This window comes from Flavobacterium sp. GSA192 (genome assembly GCF_006386525.1).
Classification (GTDB): Bacteria; Bacteroidota; Bacteroidia; order Flavobacteriales; family Flavobacteriaceae; genus Flavobacterium; species Flavobacterium commune.
Genome location: NZ_VAHC01000002.1, coordinates 449,667 through 474,005 on the forward strand (window position 1 = coordinate 449,667; position 24,339 = coordinate 474,005).

General features: G+C 34.6%; 23 protein-coding genes and 1 tRNA gene. 19 read left to right on the forward strand and 5 right to left on the reverse strand.

Going from position 1 to position 24,339, the window contains the following annotated elements:
* Window positions 1-121 precede the first annotated feature (121 nt).
* Both FDM27_RS05945 and FDM27_RS05950 read left to right on the forward strand, forming a co-directional pair.
* A complete protein-coding gene (locus FDM27_RS05945) occupies window positions 122-1,528 on the forward strand; it encodes an OmpA family protein (protein ID WP_071184554.1) in 1,407 nt (468 codons plus the stop codon).
* A 63-nt stretch (window positions 1,529-1,591) separates the two neighbouring features.
* Window positions 1,592-4,354 (forward strand): PD-(D/E)XK nuclease family protein, encoded by a 2,763-nt coding sequence (locus FDM27_RS05950; RefSeq protein WP_140485582.1) that lies wholly within the window; start codon window positions 1,592-1,594, stop codon window positions 4,352-4,354.
* 24 nt (window positions 4,355-4,378) lie between these two features.
* Here the strand turns inward: FDM27_RS05950 and FDM27_RS05955 are convergent, their stop codons facing one another.
* Window positions 4,379-5,161 carry an alpha/beta fold hydrolase gene (locus FDM27_RS05955; protein ID WP_140485583.1) on the reverse strand — a complete coding sequence of 261 codons (783 nt, stop codon included), beginning with the start codon at window positions 5,159-5,161 and terminating at the stop codon, window positions 4,379-4,381.
* Window positions 5,162-5,410: 249 nt separating this feature from the next.
* Here FDM27_RS05955 and FDM27_RS05960 point away from each other — a divergent pair, with 249 nt between their 5' ends.
* The 3 genes from FDM27_RS05960 to cynS all read left to right on the forward strand — a co-directional run bounded on the left by FDM27_RS05960 (window position 5,411) and on the right by cynS (window position 7,015).
* Entirely contained in the window at window positions 5,411-5,767 is a 357-nt protein-coding gene (locus tag FDM27_RS05960) for a hypothetical protein (protein WP_071184557.1), read from the forward strand.
* Window positions 5,768-5,853: 86 nt separating this feature from the next.
* Window positions 5,854-6,372 (forward strand): ferritin, encoded by a 519-nt coding sequence (locus FDM27_RS05965; RefSeq protein WP_140485584.1) that lies wholly within the window; start codon window positions 5,854-5,856, stop codon window positions 6,370-6,372.
* A gap of 199 nt (window positions 6,373-6,571) precedes the next feature.
* On the forward strand, window positions 6,572-7,015 hold the full coding sequence (gene cynS, locus FDM27_RS05970; protein WP_140485585.1) for a cyanase: 444 nt from the start codon (window positions 6,572-6,574) through the stop codon (window positions 7,013-7,015).
* A 97-nt stretch (window positions 7,016-7,112) separates the two neighbouring features.
* Here cynS and FDM27_RS05975 read toward each other — a convergent pair whose 3' ends face one another.
* Both FDM27_RS05975 and FDM27_RS05980 read right to left on the reverse strand, forming a co-directional pair.
* A complete protein-coding gene (locus tag FDM27_RS05975; RefSeq protein ID WP_140485586.1) occupies window positions 7,113-8,405 on the reverse strand; it encodes an aminopeptidase P family protein in 1,293 nt (430 codons plus the stop codon).
* A gap of 195 nt (window positions 8,406-8,600) precedes the next feature.
* Window positions 8,601-9,962 (reverse strand): hydroxymethylglutaryl-CoA synthase family protein, encoded by a 1,362-nt coding sequence (locus FDM27_RS05980; RefSeq protein ID WP_140485713.1) that lies wholly within the window; start codon window positions 9,960-9,962, stop codon window positions 8,601-8,603.
* 369 nt (window positions 9,963-10,331) lie between these two features.
* On the opposite strand from FDM27_RS05980, the gene FDM27_RS05985 reads away from it, so the two are divergent.
* The 4 genes from FDM27_RS05985 to FDM27_RS06000 all read left to right on the forward strand — a co-directional run bounded on the left by FDM27_RS05985 (window position 10,332) and on the right by FDM27_RS06000 (window position 14,674).
* The gene (locus tag FDM27_RS05985) at window positions 10,332-10,997 is read left to right on the forward strand and encodes a succinate dehydrogenase cytochrome b subunit (RefSeq protein ID WP_140485587.1); all 666 of its coding nucleotides are present in this window, start codon (window positions 10,332-10,334) and stop codon (window positions 10,995-10,997) included.
* A 12-nt stretch (window positions 10,998-11,009) separates the two neighbouring features.
* Complete coding sequence (locus tag FDM27_RS05990; protein ID WP_140485588.1) at window positions 11,010-13,010, forward strand: fumarate reductase/succinate dehydrogenase flavoprotein subunit; 2,001 nt, start codon at window positions 11,010-11,012, stop codon at window positions 13,008-13,010.
* 52 nt (window positions 13,011-13,062) lie between these two features.
* Window positions 13,063-13,809, forward strand: coding sequence for a succinate dehydrogenase/fumarate reductase iron-sulfur subunit (locus tag FDM27_RS05995; RefSeq protein ID WP_140485589.1), 747 nt, complete (start codon window positions 13,063-13,065; stop codon window positions 13,807-13,809).
* A 100-nt stretch (window positions 13,810-13,909) separates the two neighbouring features.
* Window positions 13,910-14,674, forward strand: a complete 765-nt coding sequence (locus tag FDM27_RS06000; protein ID WP_140485590.1) for an amidohydrolase — start codon at window positions 13,910-13,912, stop codon at window positions 14,672-14,674.
* Here the strand turns inward: FDM27_RS06000 and FDM27_RS06005 are convergent.
* On the reverse strand, window positions 14,671-16,335 hold the full coding sequence (locus FDM27_RS06005) for an Ig-like domain-containing protein (protein ID WP_140485591.1): 1,665 nt from the start codon (window positions 16,333-16,335) through the stop codon (window positions 14,671-14,673). The genes FDM27_RS06000 and FDM27_RS06005 overlap by 4 nt on opposite strands.
* Window positions 16,336-16,479: 144 nt before the next feature.
* On the opposite strand from FDM27_RS06005, the gene mce reads away from it, so the two are divergent.
* Together mce and FDM27_RS06015 are read left to right on the forward strand one after the other, a co-directional pair.
* A complete protein-coding gene (gene mce / locus FDM27_RS06010) occupies window positions 16,480-16,878 on the forward strand; it encodes a methylmalonyl-CoA epimerase (RefSeq protein ID WP_140485592.1) in 399 nt (132 codons plus the stop codon).
* A gap of 138 nt (window positions 16,879-17,016) precedes the next feature.
* Window positions 17,017-17,090: transfer RNA gene (locus FDM27_RS06015), tRNA-Ile, on the forward strand.
* 561 nt (window positions 17,091-17,651) lie between these two features.
* Here FDM27_RS06015 and FDM27_RS06020 read toward each other — a convergent pair.
* The gene (locus tag FDM27_RS06020; RefSeq protein WP_071184571.1) at window positions 17,652-18,242 is read right to left on the reverse strand and encodes a riboflavin synthase; all 591 of its coding nucleotides are present in this window, start codon (window positions 18,240-18,242) and stop codon (window positions 17,652-17,654) included.
* Window positions 18,243-18,298: 56 nt separating this feature from the next.
* Between FDM27_RS06020 and pdxA the strand changes: the two genes are divergently transcribed.
* The 8 genes from pdxA to FDM27_RS06060 all read left to right on the forward strand — a co-directional run bounded on the left by pdxA (window position 18,299) and on the right by FDM27_RS06060 (window position 24,287).
* The gene (gene pdxA / locus FDM27_RS06025; protein WP_140485593.1) at window positions 18,299-19,342 is read left to right on the forward strand and encodes a 4-hydroxythreonine-4-phosphate dehydrogenase PdxA; all 1,044 of its coding nucleotides are present in this window, start codon (window positions 18,299-18,301) and stop codon (window positions 19,340-19,342) included.
* A gap of 101 nt (window positions 19,343-19,443) precedes the next feature.
* Entirely contained in the window at window positions 19,444-19,986 is a 543-nt protein-coding gene (locus FDM27_RS06030) for a YceD family protein (RefSeq protein WP_140485594.1), read from the forward strand.
* A gap of 9 nt (window positions 19,987-19,995) precedes the next feature.
* Window positions 19,996-20,193 (forward strand): 50S ribosomal protein L32, encoded by a 198-nt coding sequence (gene rpmF, locus FDM27_RS06035; protein WP_035659528.1) that lies wholly within the window; start codon window positions 19,996-19,998, stop codon window positions 20,191-20,193.
* 176 nt (window positions 20,194-20,369) lie between these two features.
* The gene (locus FDM27_RS06040) at window positions 20,370-21,368 is read left to right on the forward strand and encodes a beta-ketoacyl-ACP synthase III (protein WP_140485595.1); all 999 of its coding nucleotides are present in this window, start codon (window positions 20,370-20,372) and stop codon (window positions 21,366-21,368) included.
* 24 nt (window positions 21,369-21,392) lie between these two features.
* The gene (accB, locus tag FDM27_RS06045; protein ID WP_140485596.1) at window positions 21,393-21,875 is read left to right on the forward strand and encodes an acetyl-CoA carboxylase biotin carboxyl carrier protein; all 483 of its coding nucleotides are present in this window, start codon (window positions 21,393-21,395) and stop codon (window positions 21,873-21,875) included.
* 136 nt (window positions 21,876-22,011) lie between these two features.
* A complete protein-coding gene (gene accC / locus FDM27_RS06050) occupies window positions 22,012-23,358 on the forward strand; it encodes an acetyl-CoA carboxylase biotin carboxylase subunit (RefSeq protein ID WP_140485597.1) in 1,347 nt (448 codons plus the stop codon).
* Window positions 23,359-23,610: 252 nt separating this feature from the next.
* Window positions 23,611-23,934 (forward strand): hypothetical protein, encoded by a 324-nt coding sequence (locus FDM27_RS06055; protein ID WP_140485598.1) that lies wholly within the window; start codon window positions 23,611-23,613, stop codon window positions 23,932-23,934.
* A gap of 50 nt (window positions 23,935-23,984) precedes the next feature.
* Window positions 23,985-24,287 carry a hypothetical protein gene (locus tag FDM27_RS06060; protein WP_140485599.1) on the forward strand — a complete coding sequence of 101 codons (303 nt, stop codon included), beginning with the start codon at window positions 23,985-23,987 and terminating at the stop codon, window positions 24,285-24,287.
* Window positions 24,288-24,339: the final 52 nt, after the last annotated feature.

The window sequence follows — 24,339 nt, forward strand, 5'->3', positions numbered from 1 at the left end:
TGATTAACAGGAGTTGATAGTCGTAATTTATAACTTTTTTTTTAATATTCTATTTTGTAGTTAAAGAATTACGCGTTACTTTTGTTAATAATTAACTAAATTGTAATTAAATTTTTTAAGTATGAAACATCTTAACAAACTTTTTGTTGCTGTATTGATGGCTATGGGGATAAGTTCTCAGGCGCAGGACAGTAACAACCCATGGGCTATTGCTTTTGGAGTAAATGCTGTAGATTTTAGAACTAGTGCAGGTGGACCTGGAGGATGGTTAGATGACCATTTTTCTCAGCCATTTAATGTAAAAGAGAACTGGAACATTCTTCCTTCTGTATCTTATTTGAGCGTGTCTCGTTATGTTGGAAGTAATTTTTCTGTTGGTCTTCAAGGTTCTGTTAACAAAATTGATAAATTAGTAATGTGGGATGGTAATCCATCACAAGATCATTATGTAGTTAATCCTGGAGATTTAATGTACTATGGAATTGATGGAAATGTAAAATACAGTTTCATGAATTTAATTAAATCTAAAGTAATTGATCCAAGCTTACACTTAGGTGGAGGTTATACTTTCTTGGGAGATAGTAGTTTTGGAACAGTTAATGCTGGTGCTGGTTTGACTTTCTGGTTTACCGAAAATGTTGGTTTGGCTCTTGCTACAACATACAAAAAAGCATTTGGAACTTCTGATCCATTAGTTCGTTCTCATGCTCAACACACTGCAGGTATTGTTTTCAAATTTGGTGGAAAAGATACAGATGGAGACGGAATCTACGATAAAGAAGATGCTTGTCCTGAAGTTGCTGGTTTAAAACAATTCAATGGTTGTCCTGATACTGATGGAGACGGAATCATTGATTCAGAAGATGCTTGTCCTGAAGTTGCTGGTTTAGCTTCTTTAAAAGGTTGTCCAGATGCTGACGGTGATGGTATCACTGATGCAGAAGATGCTTGTCCTAATGTTGCTGGTTTAGCTTCTTTAAAAGGTTGTCCGGATGCTGATAAAGACGGTGTAGCTGATAAAGATGACAAATGTCCTAATGTTGCTGGTCCTAAAGAAAATGCAGGTTGTCCTTGGCCAGATACTGATAAAGATGGTGTAGCTGATAAAGATGATGCTTGTCCTGAAGTTGCTGGTCCAGCTAGCAACAAAGGTTGTCCTGAAGTAACTGAGGAAGCTATGGATGCTCTTAAATCTCAAGCTAGATTTATCTATTTCAACTCTGGAAAATCTACTTTCAAATCTGCTGATGTTCCTAAGAGATTAGATGCTATGGCTGCATTGCTTAAAAATTATGCTAACTCTGAATTCTTAATCGAAGGACATACAGATAGCGATGGTTCTGATGCGTTCAACCAAAAACTTTCTGAGGCTAGAGCTGCTGCAGTTAAAAATGCTTTACTTGATAGAGGTATCTCTTCTAGTAAATTGAAATCAGTAGGATATGGTGAGTCTATGCCAGTTGCTACTAATAAAACTGCTGCTGGAAAAGCATTAAACAGAAGAACTGAAGTGAAATTAATCAAATAATTTCTTTCTAAATAATTATAGGAACGCCCCGATTTATCGGGGCGTTTTTTTTATTTTTATAAAATGATAAACAGTACTTTTTTAGATAAGATTGCCCAAGTTTTAATTGAAAAATATTCAGCTAAATTAGCTAATACAATAGTAGTTTTGCCTAATAAAAGAGCTAAGATTTTTTTGATTGAAGCGCTTAAAAAACAAGTTGAAAATAATATTCTTGCTCCGGAGATTATTAGCATAGAAGATTTTATTCAGGATATTGCGGGTGTTCGCACTGTTGATCCAATAGAGTTGTTATTTGAATTCTACGAAGTTTACTTATCTATAACGGACAAATCAAGCCAACAGTCTTTTGAGTTGTTTGCCAATTGGGCGAAAACACTTTTACAGGATTTTAATGAAATTGACCGTTATTTATTAGATCCGTCTCATGTTTTGTCTTATTTAAAGGATATTGAAGATATTAAAAAATGGGGAATTGAAGTGGAGAACAAAACCCAATTGCTTGAAAAATATATTGATTTTTGGAAATTACTACCTCTATATTACCAATCTTTATATGCACATTTACTTCAAAAAGGAATCGGGTATCAAGGATTAATTTATCGTGAATCGGTCGAAAATCTAAATCATTTTTCGAATTCAATTACTGATAAACAATTTATTTTTGCAGGATTTAATGCATTGAATGCTTCCGAAGAAAAAATTATTCAGCATTTGATTTCGAATGACCAAGCTAAAATTTATTGGGATGCCGACCAAACTTTTTTAAATGATCCTTATCATGATGCAGGATTGTTTTTGCGTCGATTTAAAGAAAGTTGGAAGCATTATAAAACCAATCCTTTCGAATGGATTGTGGATGATTTTTCGCAGTCTAAAAATATTCAGATTATTGGAACGCCAAAAAGCATTGGACAAGCCAAAATTTCAGGAAGTATTATTGAGAAAATCATAGAAGAAAATCCAACAACATCATTGGATAAAGTAGCGATTGTACTTGGTGAGGAAAATCTATTAGTTCCGCTTTTGTATTCTTTGCCGTCCACAGTTGGAGCTTTGAATATCACAATGGGTTATTCAAGCAAAAATAATCCTGCCCAAATTTTGATTGCCAAATTGTTCAAAATGCACACCAACGCTTTGTCCAGAAATGCAAAAAGTTATGTGTTTTATTATAAAGATGTTTTGGATATTTTGACCCATCCTTTGGTGGAACCTTATGCTAAAACCACCGCTTTGGTTGATGTCATCAACAAGAATAATTATACTTTTATTAGCCATCATAAATTGATGGAATTGAATGCTAATCCGACTGATTTATTTTTGTTGTTGTTTCAAAAATGGGAAGAAGGTTCGATAGCGGTTTTGCAAGCGGTTTCAAAATTATTATTGGCTATAAAAGAAAATTTAAGCAATGATAATGAAGAGGAGAAGATTACGAAAGCCTTTGTTTTTGCTATTTTTAAAGTGATTAACAAACTGATTAATTATTATTCGAAACACCAGCATATAGATAAAATCGAAACTTTGCATGCCATTTATAAGCAAGTAATTGATTTGGCTGAAGTTTCTTTTGAAGGTGAGCCGCTGAATGGTTTGCAAATTATGGGAGTATTGGAAAGTCGTGTTTTGGATTTTGACACTGTAATTGTCACTTCAATGAACGAAGGTAAATTTCCGGCGGGGAAATCGCAAAATTCCTTTATTCCTTATGATGTGAAACGAGAACTGGGCTTGCCTACATTCAAAGAAAAAGATGCTATTTATACCTATCACTTTTATCATTTGTTGCAACGGGCTAAGAATATTTATTTGTTGTACAATACCGAAAGCGAAGGACTCGATGCTGGTGAAAAAAGCCGTTTTATCACGCAATTAGAAGTCGAAAAACAACAAAGTCATAATTTATCGCACGAAATTTACAATGCTGTTTTACCTGAAACAGCCTATTCGCCAATGGTGATAGAAAAATCACCAGCGGTAATGGAGCGTTTGAAAAAAATTGCTGAAGAAGGATTTTCTCCTTCGGCTTTGACAAGTTATATGCGGAATCCGATTCAATTTTATTTCCAAAAAATATTGCGAATTAGAGAAGTAGAAGAAGTTGAAGAGAACATCGCTTTGAATACTTTAGGAACCATAATTCACGAAACTTTAAAAGTCTTATATGAACCGTTTATTGGGAAATTTATTTCAGAATCGGATATTGACAATTGTTTCAAATTGATTGATGCTGAGGTTTTAAAGCAATTTAAAATTGTTTACAAAGAAGGAGAAATTAAGAAAGGACGAAACCTATTAGCTTTTGAAGTAGCAAAACGCAATGTGTCTAATTTTTTAAAAATGGAATTAGAAAGCATAAAAGCTGGTGATGCTGTCAAGATTATTGCTTTGGAACAACGTTATGAACGATTTTTAGAGCACCCTGATTTGCCATTTCGTGTAAAAATTGGAGGAGAAGTAGATAGAATTGAAGAGCGCAACGGAATCATTCGCATTATAGATTATAAGACCGGTAAAGTCGAAAAAACAAGTGTTAGTCTGAAAACCTGGAACGGACTGACTCAGGAGCTTAAAAATGATAAAATAATTCAGGTTCTGGCTTATGCGTTTATGTATGAACAGCAAGCCAACGGAAAACAAATAGAAGCGGGGATTATTTCCTTTAAAAATCTAAAATCAGGATTTTTACCGTTCCAATTTAAAGTCGATAAAGACGTTCAGCAAATTATTAATCAAGAAATAATGACTAATTATCTGGAACAAATTGTGTTGTTGTTGAAAGAGATTCTAGATCCAGAAAAGTCATTTGAAGAAAATATTTAACCACAAAGGACACAAAGTTTAGTTTTAAATCTTCTTGAAAAAATCCAATAAAACTTTAGTCAATTCGGTTTCATTTTCAATATGGCTCATGTGTCCATCAGGAAAAGTGACTAATTGAACAGCCGTTTCTTCAATTTGCTCTAAATTTTCTTCGTAATTTAAAACAGGATCTTTTTCTCCCAGAATCAGCATTTTTGGATATTGAGTTAAATGCAATAACACTTCTCTGTCCATTCTTATTTTCATTCCTTCCAGCGAAGCTACTATTCCTTGAAGCGGTGTTTTTAAAGCTTCTTTTTTTACTAATTCTATTTTGTCTTGGAGTCTTTCGCGGTTTTCTTCGCTGAATAAATTTGCAATAGAAAGTGAGATAAAATTAGCAAAAGATTGTTTTACGGCTTTAATGGCTCGATCTCGATTTGCTTTTCGTTCATTGCTGTCAGCTCTTGAAGTGGAATTCAACAAAACTAATCCTTTGATGTAATCCGGATACAATTCGGCAAAAGCCAAAGCCACATAACCACCCATAGAATGTCCAACAAAGATTGCTTTTCGAATGCGCAATTCAGCTAAAACGGCATGAACCACATCGGCATTATTTTCCATGGAGTGAACATAACCCATACAATCGGTTTCACCATGACCCAATAAATCAATGGTGATGACACGGTATTTTTTAGAAAATTCAGGTACAAAAGCATCCCACATCGTTTGGTTTTCCAAAAAACCGTGTAACAGGATAATAGCCGTTCCTTTGCCGGAATCAGTATAAGAAATGCTAGTGTTTTTAAATTGAATTTGTTTCAAGTGAAAGGTTTGTATTTGTGCAAAAATAAAGTTTTATCTAAGGATTGCAAAAAGTTATTTTTTGGTTTTCTTTTAAATGTTTTTATAATGATGGAATTTTAGAGTTAAAAAGAAGTAAGATTTTGACACTAATATTGATGAAAATTTTCAAAATTTAACTCTAAAAGCTGTAGTTGTTATTTTAAATGAGTCTTAATTATGTGTAGAATCCATTTAATTTATATAAATTTGCTGCATTATTTTAGCATTATGAATCAAGTGAGTGATCTGACAACTAACGTTTTATTTGAAACTGAAAAAGGATATAGTTACCAATGTGATGTAACTAATAGTGTCATTATTAATTTTGCGGATACTGTTTCTACTTATAAAATTCAGGATTTTTTGATTTTTCAAAGAAAAGTAAATAGTGTTGATATTTTGAATATGCTTTATGATTTATCAGACCAATCAGATGCACAATTGATTGAAACTACCAAAAGAAACTTCTCTCGTAAGCTTACTATTTGCGAAATAGTTCAACTTAGAGAATTATTAAACGGAACAAAATTTACCCTGAGTTTACATTCGATGCTTTGCGATATATTAACCGTAAATTTAGTTTGATTTTACTTAGAATAAATACAAATTTCTCATTCGTATAGCCTTATCCCTTTATATTTTATAATTTAGTAGTATAAAATTTAAAGGTCATGAAAGATTTACTAAGAACCAATACTTCACTAACTGAGGGAATTGAACAGATATTAAACCTGCAAGCTAAAATTGAGAGCGATGCTTCTAACAAATATTTAGCAATGGCAGCTTGGTTGGATAGAAACGGTTATGCTAATACAGCTGAATATTTATATAAACAAGCCGAAGAAGAACGTGAGCATTTTTTAAAAGTGTTTAAGTATATTACTGATATGGGAGGAATTGCGATCACGCCTTCTGTTCCTGAAGTACAACAAGAATTTGCTTCTTTTAGAGAAGTGTTTGAAATTGCTTTACAAAACGAAATTGCTGTAACTAAAGCGGTTAATAAGGTAATTGCAAAATGTAGAGCAGAAAATGATTATGCTACTGAAGATTTTATGATGTGGTATGTTTCAGAGCAAAGAGAAGAAGAGAAAAATGCTCGTAGAGCTTTAGAACTTTTCGAATTAATCAATGAAAATGAAGCTACTGGAAAATTTGCATTGGATGTGCAAATTGCAAAAATTGGATAATAAAAACCAAGTGATAAATTTAAAATCCCTCAATGACGTATAGTTATTAAGGGATTTTTTTTGGTTTGGTTAAAATTGACTTTTCGCAATAAAAAATATGTTTTTGAGTGTTTATTGTTTTAAATTGAGCTTAATCGTTGCGGATTTATTCTTCGATTTGTATTTTTAATGAATAAGTCTAATTTTAAAATTAATTAATATGAATAGAGAAGTTTGCACAGCAATGGTAATCGAAGCCAAACAACAAAAACAAATTACCTATCAGTATATTGCTCAGGCTATAAATAGAAATATAGTTTGGACTACTTCGGCAATTTTGGGACAAAATACGTTTGATGCCAATGAAGCTAAAATAATTTGCGAAATACTAAATTTAGATACTGATGTCGAAAAAGCTTTGCAAATTTTTCCTGAAAAGGGAGTTAGTGCTATTATGCCTCCAACGGATCCTTTAATTTATAGACTTTATGAAATTGTTTTAGTCTATGGCGAAACCATAAAAGAAGTAATTCACGAAAAAGCAGGCGATGGTATTATGAGTGCTATTGATTTTACTATGGATATTGAAAAAGAAGAAAATCCAAAAGGAGATCGTATTAAGATTATGCTTGATGGGAAATTTTTAGCATACAAAAAATGGTAAAAGATTTAAAAGTAGAATAATAGAACGGCTTACATTTATTGTGAGCCGTTTCGCTTTGTTTTTGTCAATTGAATACTTATTTACTGAACACTGTAAACTAGCTATTCATCAAACTCTCAATTTCCTCCACTTCAATCGGGATGTTTTTCATTAAATTGAAAGGCTCGCCAGTTTCTTGGATAACAACATTGTCTTCCAAGCGGATTCCGAAACCTTCTTCGGGAATGTAGATTCCAGGTTCTACGGTAAAAACCATATTGGCTTGCATCGGTTCGGTCAGGATTCCGTAATCGTGGGTGTCGAGTCCCATGTGGTGTGAAGTGCCGTGCATGAAATATTTTTTGTAAGCCGGCCATTCCGGGTTTTCATTTTGCACATCGGCTTTGTCTAAAAGCCCCAAGCCTAATAATTCTGAAGACATTATTTTGCCAACTTCTGCCTGGTATTGTTTCCAAAGCGTTCCCGGAGTTAACATCTGAGTTGCTTCGTTTTTTACTCTTAAAACGGCATTGTAAACTGCTTTTTGCCTTTCGGAATAACGGCCCGAAACGGGAATGGTTCGGGTTAAATCGCTGGAATAATTAGCATATTCGGCAGCAACGTCAAGCAAAATCAAATCACCTGCTTTGCATTGCTGGTTGTTTTCTATATAATGCAACACATTAGCGTTGTTTCCCGATGCGATAATCGGGGTGTAAGCAAAACCTTTGGAACGATTACGAACGAATTCATGAATCAATTCGGCTTCGATTTCGTATTCCATTACATTTGGTTTTACAAATTCCAGAATGCGTCTGAAACCTTTTTCGGTAATGTTGCAGGCGTGCTGAATCAAATCCAGTTCTTCACTTTCTTTTACCGAACGAAGGCGTTGTAAAATAGGATTGCTTTTAGCTACCTGATGAGCAGGGTATTTTTCTTTCCACCATTTTACAAAACGGGCTTCGCGGGTTTCGGTTTCCACGTGCGAACGGTAATGTTCATTAGTGTTGATGTAAATAGTGTCTGAATAAGTCATTAGTTCAAACAATATTTTTTCGAAATCCTGTAGCCAGTAAACTGTTTTTATCCCTGAAATTTGAAAAGCACGTTCTTTTGTTAGTTTTTCCCCTTCCCAAATAGCGATTAATTCGCTGGTTTCTTTCAGGAATAAGATTTCTTTTTGATGCTCATAAGGTGCATCGGGGAAAAGCAGCAAAATACTTTCTTCCTGATCGATTCCGCTTAAATAAAAAATGTCACGATGTTGTGCAAACGGCAAAGTACTGTCGGCACTCACGGGATAAATATCGTTCGAATTAAAAACAGCGACACTTTTAGGCTTCATTTGAGCCGTAAATTTGCTGCGATTTTTTATAAATAAATGGCGATCAATTTGATGGTATTTCATTTGAGAAAGTTTTTATTTGTATTATTTAACTTTTAAATACTAAATACTATAAATAGACATAACCACAATCTTGTCATTCCGACGAAGGAGGAATCTTCGTTGCGTGAGCAGTTTGATGAGATTCCTCCTTCGTCGGAATGACAAACTAAGTGTATAGGTTAAAGTTTTTTATTATAGTAATTTATGATCTCAAATTTAATCAATCCATTTGTAATAACGGGCACCAATAAGATTTGGAATTTCTTTTTCGATTCTATCTAAAATCCATTCGTTTTTAGGAGTTTGAACGCTTTGTTTTTGTTCTTTTTTATGAAGACTTTCGTAGGTATTAAAATCAATTTCGAAACTTTTATTCAGCGTTTCGAAAAGATTTACATTGGCTAAAGCCGATTTCCATTCGTCCTGAATGATTCCTTCGAATACTTTTGATTTGGAACCACTTCCGTAAGCCAAAAATCCAAAAGTGTTGCCTGCAATTTCTTTTTCCGAATCATAAAAATGCGCTAAAGTCGACAAGAATCCCATGAAAATGGAACCTGTATATAAGTTTCCAATTAGTGAAGAAGCTAATTCGGCAGGCATTAATTTCTCTTCCACAAAGTTTTTGTACTCAGGCGTTTTGCTGGTCTCTTTCAGTTTAGACTGGTATTCTGCCGGAGTTTCGCTACCGGAAATAATGGAGTTTTCGGCATCCAAAGCATAAATTTCAGACAGCATTCTCCGACCTTGGAACGAATACGGCAGGTGCATGATAATGCTGTTCCAGGATTGGTATAAAGTATCTGAAGTTTGTTTTAATTTTTTGAATGAGAAATAAGCATTACGGGTTCTGTCCATGTAACATTGGTTCGAATATTGACCGTCAAAAACCGGCTGGTCTTTGTGAATTTCAATTTCGGCTTCTAAATTATCAAACCAGGCTTCGTTGTTTGGGTTTCCGGTAATGGTTTCTTTCGAAATAGTTCTGTGTGGTTTAAAAAAGTCAAAAACACCTTTAGTATTGGTTGCCCAATGGTTTTCGAAAGCAATGATTCTTGGGTTCACAGTAATTAACATCGCTGTTGCTCCGGCACCCTGAGTGTATTCTCCGGTGGAATTTAAATCATATTTGGCAAAATCTGTAGTAACAACAATGGCTTTTTTATCAGGATTTAACTTGATAAAGTCAAGGCAATTTTGCAAAGCATCCACACCGCCAATACAGGCAAACGTGAAATCGACCACATCACATTCGGCTAAGGTATTTTCACCAAATTTTTGTTCCATCAAATCGATCAGAAAAGAACCGATAGGTTTTGCATTGTCAATAGCGCTTTCGGTTCCTACATAGATTCTTGCAATTTCGCTTAAGTTAATGGAGTTGTCCTGGATTAATCTGGTCAGGGCATTTGCTGCAAAAACTACGCTGTCCTGATGCACGTCCGGCAAGGTCATTTTTAGCAAACCCAGTCCTTTTTCAAGTTTTTCAGGTTCTATGTTTCTGGCTTCTGCCAATGTTTTTATAGGTAAATGTAGTTTGGCTACGTCAAATGATAGTGCGTCAATTCCTGTTTTCATTTTCATTTTTTTATGAAGAAGCAAAGATAAAATCCCATATTGGAAAAGCAGTTTTTTTAACTACACAAAATAGTGTGTTTTTGTGTTTTTTGTTGATTTTAAAGGGATTTACTGTAAAAATTATTAAATGTGTATTTTTTATGCGTCTAAATAACAATAATTAATTTGTTTTTACAGTCGTTTTTTTATGTTTTTAAACTTTTTTATTTGTAATCAATTGTAATTCAGTTAATTGTATTTTTTTTATCTGCTGAAAGGAGTGATTTTTAATAAAAACTTTATAACGTTTCTAAATAAGAACGAAAAGGTTGTAGTTCGTTACTAATTGATTTATTTTTGTGTACTTTTTAAATTATATTCTAAAATATTATGGCAAAATCTGGATTATTGAAATCGTCAATAGCAAAAAAAGTAGCTATGGCACTTTCAGGACTTTTTTTGATGTTGTTTCTAGCGCAGCATTTTTTTATTAATATGATGTCAGTTTTCAGTGCTGATGTTTTTAATTCGATTTCTCATTTTATGGGATTGAATCCTTTGGTTCAATTTGTTATTCAGCCTATTCTTATTATAGGGGTTATTTTTCACTTTATCATGGGATTTGTATTGGATATTCAAAACAAAAAAGCGAGACCAGTAGGTTATGCAAGTTACAATGGAGCTGCTAATGCAAGTTGGGCTTCACGTAACATGATTATTTCAGGTTCTGTGATTTTGGCATTTTTAGTATTGCATTTTTATGATTTCTGGGTTCCGGAAATGGTATATAAATATGTAGCATTTAATCCTGCTGATGAGACTCGTTATTTTCATGAATTAGCTGAGAAATTTGTAAGTCCGGTGCGTACTGGTTTATACTGTTTGTCATTTGTGTTGTTGTCTTTACACTTACGTCACGGATTTAGTTCTTCTTTTCAATCAGTAGGAGCCAATAATAAATATACAAAAGGCTTAAAAGGTTTTGGTTTATGGTTCTCCATAATCGTTCCTTTAGGATTCGTATTTATTGCACTATTTCATCATTTCAATCATTAATATTCAATTATAATGGCATTAGATTCAAAAATTCCAAATGGTCCAATTGCGGACAAATGGACAAATTATAAAGATCATATTAATTTAGTAAACCCTGCTAACAAACGTAATTTAGATATTATTGTTGTTGGAACAGGATTAGCTGGAGGTTCTGCAGCTGCTACTTTAGCAGAATTAGGATATAACGTAAAAGCATTTTGTTTTCAGGATTCACCACGTCGTGCACACTCTATTGCAGCACAAGGGGGAATCAATGCAGCAAAAAATTATAAAGGAGACGGTGACTCTGTTTACAGATTATTTTATGATACTGTAAAAGGAGGAGATTACCGCGCTCGTGAGGCTAACGTACACCGTTTAGCTGAAGTTTCTGCTAATATTATTGACCAGTGTGTGGCTCAAGGGGTGCCATTGGCTCGTGAATATGGTGGATTATTAGACAACCGTTCATTTGGAGGAACTTTGGTTTCCCGTACATTTTATGCACAAGGTCAAACCGGACAACAATTATTGTTAGGAGCTTATTCTGCAATGAACCGTCAAATTGGTCGTGGAAAAATCAAAATGTACAACCGTCACGAAATGCTTGAATTAGTAAAAATTGACGGAAAAGCAAGAGGTATCATTGCTCGTAACTTAATTACGGGAGAAATCGAAAGACATTCAGCTCACGCTGTTGTAATTGCTTCAGGAGGTTACGGAAACGTATTCTTCTTATCAACTAACGCAATGGGTTCTAATGCTACTGCAGCTTGGAAAATCCACAAAAAAGGAGCTTTCTTTGCAAACCCTTGTTATACTCAAATTCACCCAACTTGTATTCCGGTTTCAGGAGATCATCAGTCTAAATTGACTTTGATGTCAGAGTCGTTGCGTAATGATGGACGTATCTGGGTTCCTGCAAAATTAGAAGATGCTCAGGCTATTCGTGAAGGAAAGAAAAAAGCAACTGATTTAGCTGAAGCTGACAGAGATTATTTCTTGGAAAGAAGATACCCTGCTTTTGGTAACTTGGTACCACGTGACGTAGCTTCTCGTGCTGCTAAAGAAAGATGTGATGCCGGTTTTGGTGTTAACAAAACAGGAGAAGCTGTTTACTTGGATTTTGCTGCGGCAATCCAACGTTACGGAACTGAAGCGGCTTATGTAAAAGGTTTAGATGCTAATGATAAAGCTTTAGTAACTAAATTAGGAACTGAAATTGTAAAAAGTAAATACGGGAACTTGTTCCAAATGTATTATAAAATTGTAGATGAGGATCCGTATACAACTCCAATGATGATTTACCCTGCGGTTCACTATACAATGGGAGGAACTTGGGTTGATTATAACCTGATGACTACAATTCCGGGATGTTTCTCCATTGGAGAATCTAACTTCTCTGACCACGGAGCTAACCGTTTGGGAGCTTCTGCTTTGATGCAAGGTTTGGCTGACGGATATTTCGTATTACCTTATACAATTGGTGATTATTTAGCTCCGGATATCAAAATGGGACCTATTTCTACAGATAGACCTGAATTTGAAGAAGCTGAAAAATCAGTAAAAGATTTGATTGCAAACTTTATCAATAATAAAGGAACGCATTCAGTTGACTATTTCCACAAAAAATTAGGTAAAATTATGTGGAATAAAGTAGGTATGGCTCGTAATGAGAAAGGCTTAACTGAAGCAATGGAAGAAATTGCCGCTTTACGTGAGGAGTTTTATAAAGATGTAAAAGTACCTGGAACAGATAAAGAATTCAATCAGGAATTAGAAAAAGCAATTCGTGTTGCTGATTTCTTAGAATTAGGAGAATTGTTTGCTAAAGATGCTTTACACCGTAAAGAGTCTTGTGGTGGTCACTTCCGTGAGGAATACCAAACCGAAGAAGGAGAAGCACTTCGTGATGACGAAAACTTTGCATACGTTGCAGCTTGGGAATACAAAGGAAAACCGAGTGATGCAGTATTACACAAAGAACCATTGAATTACGAAAACATAAAATTAGTTCAACGTAGTTATAAATAGTATTCTGAGAAAGTCTTGATACTTGTTTCTTAATACTTAATACTTAGACAAAATGAAACTTACATTAAAAATATGGCGTCAAAAAAACGCCCAAGATAAAGGGAAAATGGTCGATTATAAAATCGACGGAATTGAACCTGATATGTCATTTCTTGAAATGCTTGACGTATTCAACGAACAACAAATCAATGCTGGTGAAGAGCCAGTAGCTTTTGACCACGACTGTCGCGAAGGAATCTGCGGAATGTGTTCTTTATTCATCAATGGTGAAGCTCACGGACCGGACAGAGGAGTTACAACTTGTCAATTGCACATGCGTATGTTTAAAGATGGTGATACTATCACTATTGAGCCATTTCGTGCAGCTGCTTTCCCTGTAGTTAAAGATTTAGTTGTTGACAGAAGTTCTTTTGACAGAATTCAACACGCAGGAGGATTTATCTCGGTAAATACTTCAGGAAACACTATCGATGCAAATACAATTCCGGTAAATAAAAAAGATGCTGATGCTGCTTTTGATGCTGCAACTTGTATTGGATGTGGAGCTTGTGTAGCTACTTGTAAAAACTCATCGGCTATGTTATTCGTTGCTGCTAAAGTTTCTCAATTTGCGCTATTGCCACAAGGTCAGGTAGAAGCGGTTGATCGTGTATTGAACATGGTAAGCCAAATGGACGAGGAAGGTTTTGGTAACTGTACTAACACTGGAGCTTGTGAAGTAGAATGTCCAAAAGGAATTTCTCTAGAAAATATTGCTCGTATGAATAGAGAGTACATGTCAGCAAGTTTGAAAGGATAATATTTTTTCAATATATTTTATAAAAGCGCATTCATTGATTTGAATGCGCTTTTTTTGTTGGGACAAACTTTGTGTATCTTTGTGAAACAACTTTTTTGTTATGAAAATAGCCTTAATCCAGTCAGATTTAGTTTGGGAAAATCCTAAAGCTAACCGAGATTCTTTCGAAGAAAAAATCAATGGAATAAAAGAGTCTGTTGATTTGATTGTGCTTCCTGAAATGTTTTCTACAGGCTTTACAATGAATCCTGGCGTTGTTGCTGAAACAATGCAGGGAGAAACGGTGTTATGGATGCAATCTTTGGCGAAAGCCAAAAAAACGGCTATTACAGGAAGCGTGGTTATTCAAGAATCGGGTGATTTTTATAACCGAATGCTGTTTGTGTTTCCTTCAGGTGAAATACAGTTTTATGATAAAAAGCATTTGTTTACGCTGGCTGGTGAGGATAAAGTTTATACGGCAGGCAACCAAAAATTAATTGTGAATTATCTGGGCTGGAAAATCTGTCCGATGGTGTGTTATGATTTGCGTTTTCCAGTGTTTTCCCGAAATGTAGAAAATTATGATTTGCTTTTATATGTGGCAAGTTGGCCGGAAAAAAGAGTAAATGCCTGGGATGCGCTTCTTAAAGCCCGTGCCATAGAAAATATGAGTTATACTATTGGTGTCAATAGAATTGGTATTGATAATAACGAGCATCATTATTCCGGACATTCTCAGTTGCTGGATTGTCTGGGTGATTATATAGTGGCTCCAACGGAGGAAGAAAATGTTTTTATAGCCGAATTAGACAAACAAAAAATGATTGTAACCCGACAAAAATTGGGTTTTTTGAATGATCGGGATTCGTTTAAGTTGTTTTAATATTGTTTTTTCTTCTTTTTTAAGTCCTCTTTTTTGATTGGAGGAGGAGGTGTGTAGGGGATACTTAAATCAAAAGTTTGTTCTACATCCCAATTGCTTCTTACATCAATTTCTCCGGAAAGATAAACCACTTCTTCGGCATATTTTTTCTCTAAATAGTTACCGGGATCGTATTGTTGGTTTTTATTTGTGTCGTAAATAGCGCGTAGGCTAAATTTGGCAGGATCCAGCAGATTGAAATCAATTGTGCCTGACTTTTCGATATATTCGCTGCTAACAACTTCACCGGTAGATTTTAATAATTCGATAATGACGGGAAATGATTTTACATTTTCGAGTTTTACTTTCAAATTACCATATTGTTCAAGCTCTTTGGTGCTTATTTGATAGTTTAAAGTATCGTTTGTTTGCTCGTAAAAATCAGTTAATGCGCCTGGTAAAATGCTAAAATTGTATTTTTTAGCAGGTTCTTTTTTGAAGTCTAAATATAATTTTTGGTTGAATTCATCATAGGTTTTGGTGAATTTTATAGCGGTAGAATCACCATCAATCAAGTTGATTTTTGTTTCGTCAAATTTAACTAAGGGAGTCGATGATTCAAGAGCAAAAATATCTTTAAAACTCGTTGGGCTTATGGCGTTGATGCTTAAGCTGTCTTTTTTGGGACTTCTGATTTTAAGACTAAAATCTTTCTCGTATTGATTATGACTAATAGCTACTTTTAAAGAATCGGTTTTGATGGGTTTAAACCATATTTGGAGCGAATCTTTTTTTGGCATTTTAGTAACAATGCTTGGGAGTATTTCGTTGTTGTTTTTTAGGCTAATTTGGGGTTTTGTTTTGGTTTTAGAAAGGTCGCCTTCGTAGCCCATCAGTAATCTGTTTGCTGTTTCTTGTGTAGGTTTGAATGCTTTAAAAGGGATTTTTTCCTGAAATAATTCTAGTTCAAAAACAGTGTCGTTTGGAATAGTTATAAAGTCTTTTATGAATCCTATTTTTTCTGTTTTTGGGTCAAATTTATTGTTTTTGTTTAGGTCTTTTAAGGCGACTAAAAAGTATTTTCCTTCTTTTAAATTCTCCAGAGAGAATGTTTTTAAACTGTCTAAGGTGTTGGTAATGTATCTTGGGCTTTCTTTGTAAATTATCGAATCGTTGAAGTTGTCATTTACTTCATAAAGCATAACTGAAACAAAGGGTTCTGCTTCTTTTTCGAAAGCATATTTTACTTTTCCGTTAAGAGCTAAAGAATCGATGTAGCTTCCTGTAGAAAAAACATATTTGAACTGGTTGAGCGGATTTCCTTCGTTGTTGTCGGTTATACTTTGTCCAAAGTTAAAGCTGTAGGTAGTGTTGGGTTTAAGGGTGTCCTTTATTTTTATAGTAATGTATTTGCTGGCAGTGGTAGGAATAATTAGAGGTTCGTATTTCATGGGTGGCGAAATCACTAATTGTTTGCTCAAGCCTTTAAGGATTACAATTTCGTCAAACTCTAATTTGATTTGTTTATCGTTAAAATTAGTGCTGAAATTTTCTGGGAAACTTGTTCTTAAAGTTGGAGCAATGGTATCTTTTAATCCGCCGGTAATGCTTCCTCTTTTGGCGCAGCTTGCTATAATCAGGATTAATAGTATCGAAATGTATTTTAGTTTGTCTTTCAACATGTAATTTAGAATTTAGAAGTACAAAATAACAATTATAATTACTGGAATTAAAACTTTTTATAGAATTATTAAGGGAGTTGAGTTGTATAATAAGTATCTTTAAAATTGATTTTGGAGTTTTTGTTGTTTAAAATTTGGGATTTTATGAAAAAAATAGATCATGTAGGAATTGCAGTAAAAGATATTGATGTTTCGAATGCTTTGTTTGAAAAACTATTAGGAGTTTCGCCTTATAAGCTAGAAGAAGTAGAAAGCGAAGGGGTTTTGACTTCTTTTTTTAAAACAGATGCCAATAAAATTGAACTTTTAGCAGCAACAAATCCAGAGAGTCCGATAGCAAAATTTTTAGAAAAAAAAGGAGAAGGAATTCATCATATTGCTTTTGAGGTTGAGAACATTCAGGAAGAAGTTGAAAGGTTAAAGAGTGAAGGTTTTGTTGTTTTGAATGAAATCCCTAAAAAGGGTGCTGATAATAAATGGGTAGTTTTTTTGCATCCAAAAAGTACCAATGGGGTTTTGGTGGAATTGTGTCAAAGCATTTAGATTTTATAATCAAAGTATGATTCTAATAATCAGTACTTTTGTATTAATGGATTTTTTATATTAGTGATTGCCTAAAAAACTAAGTCAAAAATATTTGGAGCAACCAAAAAATAATAGTAATATTGCAAACTCTTAACCGGTCCTATAGCTCAGCTGGTTAGAGCACCTGACTCATAATCAGGTGGTCCCTGGTTCGAGCCCAGGTGGGACCACATTTTAAGTTTAAAAAGCCTTGTAAATTAATACTTTACGAGGCTTTTTTAATTTTAGGGGACGGAATGAGGGGCTGATTTTTTTAATTTGGGTTTAAATTCTTTTAATTCAATAGAATGTTACGATATTTAACAAAAGTCAATCGATGTAAGTTGATTAATAATCGATAAAAAGCCTTTAAAATTAACGTTTTAAAGGCTTTTTATTTTGTAGTAAATCAATTCAAATGCTATATCTTTGCTTTCAATGTTTAGTTTATGTAGATTGAGTCTAATGTATTTGGTTGAATATGCTTGGAATTTCTAAACATTTTTTTTCTATTCTATGAGAGAAATGTTAAATAAATATATTTTTTTAATTGCCTGCTTCTATGTGAGTGTTGCGGCTGTTGCACAGGGAGGGGAGGAGCCTCCGTGTCCTGTGTGTCCTCCCTCGCCTCCTGGATTGCCAATAGATAAAGGTTTGTTGGGCTTGTTGGCTTTAGGCTTGTTATTCGGATTTTATAAAATATGTGTTTTTACTGTAAAAAAGAAACGCTCGGTTTAACCGAGCGTTTCTTTTTATGGTTTGTTTCCGTGTAGTTTGGAAACGTATTTCCCAATAACATCAAACTCTAAATTAATTTTTGAGTCCACTGTAAAATTTTTAAAATTGGTATGCTCGTGAGTGTAAGGGATGATGGCTACGCTGAATTGGTTTTTCTTAGAGTTTACAACAGTTAGGCTTACTCCGTTAACAGTGATAGAGCCTTTTTCGATGGTTAGATTGTTTAGTTTGTCATCGTATTCAAAGGTATAAAGCCAGCTTCCGTTAGTTTCCTGTATGGAAATGCAAGTCCCGGTTTGGTCAACATGACCTTGAACGATATGTCCATCCAGGCGATCGCCTAGTTTCATTGCTCTTTCCAGATTGACTAAATCTCCTTTTTGCCATTCTCCTAAGTTTGTTTTTTTTATAGTTTCGTCAATTGCGGTTACAGTGTAGCTGTTTTCTTTTATGGCTACTACGGTTAGGCAAATTCCGTTATGGGCTACGCTTTGATCAATTTTGAGTTCGTTTGTAATTGAAGAGTCAATCGTTACGTGGATATTGTCTTTGTCTTTTTTTATTTCCTGGATGGTTCCAAGGGTTTCTATGATTCCTGTAAACATTCTTGTTTTATTTTACTAAATTTGCACTTCAAAATTAGCAATAAATACTTGTGGATATGATTAAAAAAGCAGAAAATATTATCGTAGGAATTTCGATTGGAGATTTGAATGGTATTGGAAGCGAGGTGGTTCTAAAGACATTTGAAGATGCTCGAATGTTAGAACTATGTACGCCTGTGGTTTTTGCTAATGTAAAGATTTTGTCTTTTATAAAAAGAAATCTGGAATCTACAGTTGTTTTGCATGGAATTGATAAGCTAGACCAACTTGTTCCTGGTAAAATCAATGTGTTGAATGTTTGGAAAGAAGGGGTTGATTTGAATTTGGGAGTAAATGATGATAAGGTTGGAGAATATGCTATTAAATCTTTTGTTGCTGCTACAAAAGCATTGAAAGAAGGATTGGTAGATGTTTTGGTAACTGCACCAATAAATAAATACAACATACAATCGGAAGATTTTAAATTTCCGGGTCATACGGATTATTTGGATCAGGAACTAGAAGGTGATGCTTTGATGTTTATGGTGCAGGATAATTTAAGGGTAGGCTTATTGACGGATCACGTACCTATAAACGAAGTGGCATCGCGACTGACTGAAGATTTGATTGTGAAGAAAATTGAAACAGTAAAACAGTCTTTAATACGTGATTTTAGTATTGGTAATCCAAAGATTGCTGTTTTAGGTTTGAATCCACACTGTGGTGATGGTGGTGTAATTGGGAAGGAAGATGAGGAGTTGATAAAGCCGGTTTTAAAAAAAATGTTCGACAAAGGAACGATGGTTTTTGGTCCTTTTGCTGCGGATGGTTTTTTTGGAAGTGGTCATTACGAAAAATTTGATGCTGTTATTGCGACTTATCACGACCAGGGATTGGTGCCGTTTAAGACTTTGTCTTTTGGAAAAGGAGTTAATTTTACAGCCGGTTTGAGTAAGGTGAGGACTTCTCCGGATCACGGAACAGCTTATGATATTGCGGGTAAAGGAATAGCGGATTTTAATTCATTTAAAGAAGCGGTATATTTAGCTTTAGATGTCTATCGTTCAAGGATTCAGTATGAAGAAATGACTGAAAAGCCGCTAAAAGTTAAGGAAAAATAAATGTAGATAAAAAAAGATTGATAAGGTTATTGGATTTATAATAATTTTATATCTTTGCACTCCCGTTCCGAAGCTTCGGAATTGGGCAAAATTTTGTTGAAATGAATAGGACAAAAGAATTTTTAATTCCTTTCGTAGGCTTAAAGCTAGGGAAACATCATTTTGAGTATCAAATAAGTAATGCGTTCTTTGAGAACTTTGAGTATGACGAATTTCAAAATTCGGATATCAAAGTAGCTGTAGTTTTAGAGAAGAAAAGCAATATGCTTGAGTTGAATTTTAAGCACAAAGGAACAGTAAATGTGCCTTGCGACTTAACGGGTGAGGATTTTGATTTGCCAATTAAAGGTAAAATGAAGTTAATCGTTCGTTTTGGGGAAGTGTTTAATAATGATAATGAAGAGTTGTTGATTTTGCCTTTTGGTGAATTTGAAATAGATATAGCACAGTATATCTATGAAATGATTGCGCTTTCTGTGCCTTTAAAACGAGTTCATCCAGGTGTTAAAGACGGTAGTTTAAAAACGGAAGTTTTGGATAAACTGAATGAATTACAGGTAAAAGAAGTAAGTGAAAAAGAGAATAAAGAAGAGAATATAGACCCGCGTTGGGACAAATTAAAGCAACTATTAACGGATAAATAATATAGTAAAATGGCACATCCTAAAAGAAAAACCTCGAAAACAAGAAGAGACAAGAGAAGAACACATTATAAAGCTACTGTAGCACAAATCGCTACTTGTCCTATTACAGGAGAAGCTCACTTATACCACAGAGCTTACTGGCATGAAGGAAAAATGTACTACAGAGGACAAGTGGTTATTGATAAGTCAGAAGCTACTTTTGCATAATACGTTTTTATAGATAACACGAGAACTCTCACACATTGTGAGAGTTTTTTGTTGTTTAAGATTTTCGTTAAATAAGAGGTTTTTAAAGATAAAGGGTTTAGATTTTTTTTGTATTTTTAACCCCTTTTTAAACGTTTTCTTTTGTGTAAAAACGGAAGGAAAAATATCCGAATAAAATGAATAAAATTACGGCCGCAATTACTGCTGTTGGAGCTTATGTTCCTGATTTTGTACTTTCAAACCAGGTTCTTGAAACAATGGTTGATACAAACGACGAGTGGATTACTTCGCGTACAGGAATAAAAGAAAGAAGAATCTTAAAGGATGCTGATAAAGGAACTTCTTATATGGCCATAAAAGCAGCTGAAGATTTAATTGCTAAAGCCAATATCGACCCTTTAGAAATTGATTTAGTTTTAATGGCAACTGCCACGCCCGATATGCAGGTTTCGGCAACCGGAGCTTATGTGGCTACTCAAATTGGGGCTACAAATGCTTTTGCTTATGATTTACAGGCAGCTTGTTCCAGTTTTTTATACGGAATGTCCACAGCTGCAGCTTACATACAATCAGGAAGATATAAAAAAGTATTGTTAATTGGTGCTGATAAAATGTCTTCAATCGTTGATTATACTGATAGAACAACCTGTATTATTTTTGGTGATGGTGCTGGAGCAGTATTATTCGAACCTAATCACGAAGGTTTAGGATTACAGGATGAATATTTAAGAAGTGATGGTGTAGGACGTGATTTCCTGAAAATTGACGCTGGAGGATCACTTCATCCAACAACGATTCAAACTATAGAAGAGAAAAGACACAGTATTAGACAAGATGGTAAAACAGTATTCAAATATGCTGTAACCAATATGGCTGATGCAAGTGAACAAATCCTGAAAAGAAACAATCTTACTAATGAGGATGTTAACTTTTTAGTACCACATCAGGCTAATAAACGCATCATTGATGCTACTGCAAGCCGAATGAATTTAGAGGAATCTAAGGTATTGATGAATATCGAAAGATATGGAAATACAACATCGGCAACCTTGCCTTTGGTTTTAAATGATTTCGAACATTTGTTTAAAAAAGGAGATACTATTATTTTTGCTGCTTTTGGAGGAGGATTCACTTGGGGTTCTATCTATCTGAAATGGGCATACAACAAACAATAAATTTAAACTAAAATCACAAATATTATGGATTTAAAAGAAATTCAGAACCTAATCAAATTTGTATCTAATTCTGGTGTTGCTGAGGTAAAGTTAGAAATGGATGATGTTAAAATTACCATTAGAACAACATTAGAAACAAGTACTCCTGAGCCAACTTATGTACAACAATTGCCAGCTCAGGCTCCAGTACAACAAATTGTAGCAACTCCTGCTGCGCCTGCCGCTGCTGTTCCGGTTGCTGCTGCACCAGCTACTGATGATTCTAAATACATCACTATTAAGTCGCCAATGATTGGTACTTTTTATAGAAAACCTTCTCCGGACAAACCAATGTTTGTTGAAGTAGGAACTTCTATCGCTAAAGGAGATGTACTTTGTGTGGTTGAGGCAATGAAATTATTTAACGAAATCGAATCTGAAGTTTCTGGAAAAATCGTTAAAATATTAGTTGATGATATGTCACCAGTTGAATTTGATCAACCATTATTCTTAGTAGATCCATCATAAATTTAAGATTTTAGATTACAGATTTTAGATTGCAGTTTTGAACACTGAATTAATATTTAGATTCAAATTAATTGCATTCCTGACTTCTCCCGATAGCTATCGGGACTTCTAACTTCTAACTTCTAACTTTTAAAAGATGTTTAAAAAAATATTAGTTGCAAATAGAGGGGAAATTGCACTTCGTGTAATTAGAACATGTAAAGAGATGGGCATTAAAACAGTAGCGGTTTATTCTACTGCCGATGCCGAAAGTTTGCATGTTAAGTTTGCTGATGAAGCGGTTTGTATAGGGCCTGCTCCCAGTAACCTTTCTTATTTGAAAATGTCAAATATTATTGCTGCAGCCGAAATTACTAATGCTGACGCAATTCATCCGGGATATGGATTCCTTTCTGAAAATTCTAAATTTTCAAAAATTTGTCAGGAGCACGGTATCAAGTTCATTGGAGCTGCGCCTGAAATGATTGACAGAATGGGAGATAAAGCTTCTGCAAAATCTACTATGATTGAGGCTGGTGTTCCTTGTGTGCCTGGTTCTGAAGGAATTTTAGAATCTTTCGAACAAGCACAAAAAGTAGCTAAAGAAATAGGCTACCCTGTGATGATGAAAGCTACTGCCGGTGGTGGTGGAAAAGGAATGCGTGCTATCTGGAAAGAAGAAGATCTTCATAAAGCCTGGGAAAGTGCTCGTCAGGAAGCAGCAGCTGCTTTTGGAAATGACGGAATGTACATGGAGAAATTGATTGAAGAACCACGTCATATCGAAATTCAGGTTGTTGGAGATGCTTATGGAAAAGCTTGTCACCTTTCTGAAAGAGATTGTTCTGTACAAAGACGTCACCAAAAATTAACTGAAGAAACTCCTTCGCCATTCATGACTGACGAATTGCGTCAGAGAATGGGTGAAGCAGCAGTAAAAGCAGCCGAATATATTAAATATGAAGGTGCCGGAACTGTGGAATTTTTGGTAGATAAACACCGTAATTTCTATTTCATGGAAATGAATACACGTATTCAGGTGGAACATCCTATTACGGAGCAAGTAATTGATTACGATTTAATTCGTGAGCAAATTATGGTAGCTGCCGGAATTTCAATTTCGGGTAAAAACTATTTACCGCAGTTACACGCTATCGAATGTCGTATCAATGCCGAAGATCCATACAATGATTTTAGACCTTCGCCAGGAAAAATTACTACATTACACATGCCGGGTGGACACGGAGTGCGTTTAGATACTCACGTATATTCTGGTTATACAATTCCACCAAATTATGATTCGATGATTGCTAAATTGATTACTACTGCACAATCTCGTGAAGAAGCAATCAGTAAAATGAGAAGAGCCTTAGACGAATTCGTAATTGAAGGAATCAAAACAACAATACCTTTCCATAGGCAATTAATGGATGATCCTCGTTACATTGCGGGTGATTATACCACTGCCTTTATGGATACATTTAAAATGAATGAACCGGAATAAAGTTCTTTCTATTATAGAATCAAGCCGTCACGATATTTTGTGGCGGCTTTTTTTATGCCCTTAACTGTGTAAAAAAGATACACTTTAGGTACAATTTACACACTATTGTACAAAGTTTTGAAAGAGTTGTAAGTGTGTATTTTGTTGTTTGTTAGTGTTTTATGTGTTTTTGTGTGTCGAAAAAAAATAATGGTATAATAATTTCATTGTCCAAAGTGTAAAACATTAATAACACTTTAAATTATACACATTATGAAAAAATTAATTTTATCAGCCGCAATCGTATTAGGAAGTTTAACAACAATGAATGCTCAGGATCAGGCAGAAAATGCAACTCCGGCAGCAGAAGCAACTGCAACAGAGCAGGTAGCACAAGCAACAACTACTTATACTGAAATTAAATTAGAAGAAGTTCCGGCAGCAGTAACTGAGGCTTTGAAGAAAGCGTTTCCTGAAGCGATATTGAAGAAAGCTTCGGTTAACGAGAAAAAAGAATACCAACTTGAGGTAAAAGTGGGTGAGAAAGAAGGAGCTTTATACGCAGACGAAACCGGAAAATGGATTAAAAATAGCTAAGATTTCATTCGACAGATTCTAAAAAAATAACATTTTAAAAGATACACATTATGAAAAAAATAATCTTATCAGCCGCAATTCTATTAGGAAGTTTAACCACAATGAACGCTCAGGATCAGGCTCAAAATGCAACTCCGGCAGAGCAAACAGCTTCCGCAACACAAGAGTTTACTGAAGTTAAAACAGAAGATTTGCCTACTGCCGTAACCGAAGCTTTGAAAAAATCCTATCCGGATGCTGTTTTGGCAAAGGCTTATGTAAACGAGAAAAAAGAATACAAACTAGAAATCACAGTTAAAGACCAATCGGCTACTGTTTTTACAGATGTTGATGGAAACTGGTTGAAAAAATAAGCATGCGAATTAGCTTATTGTTTTTCTAAGAAGGTTGTTCGAAAGGACAGCC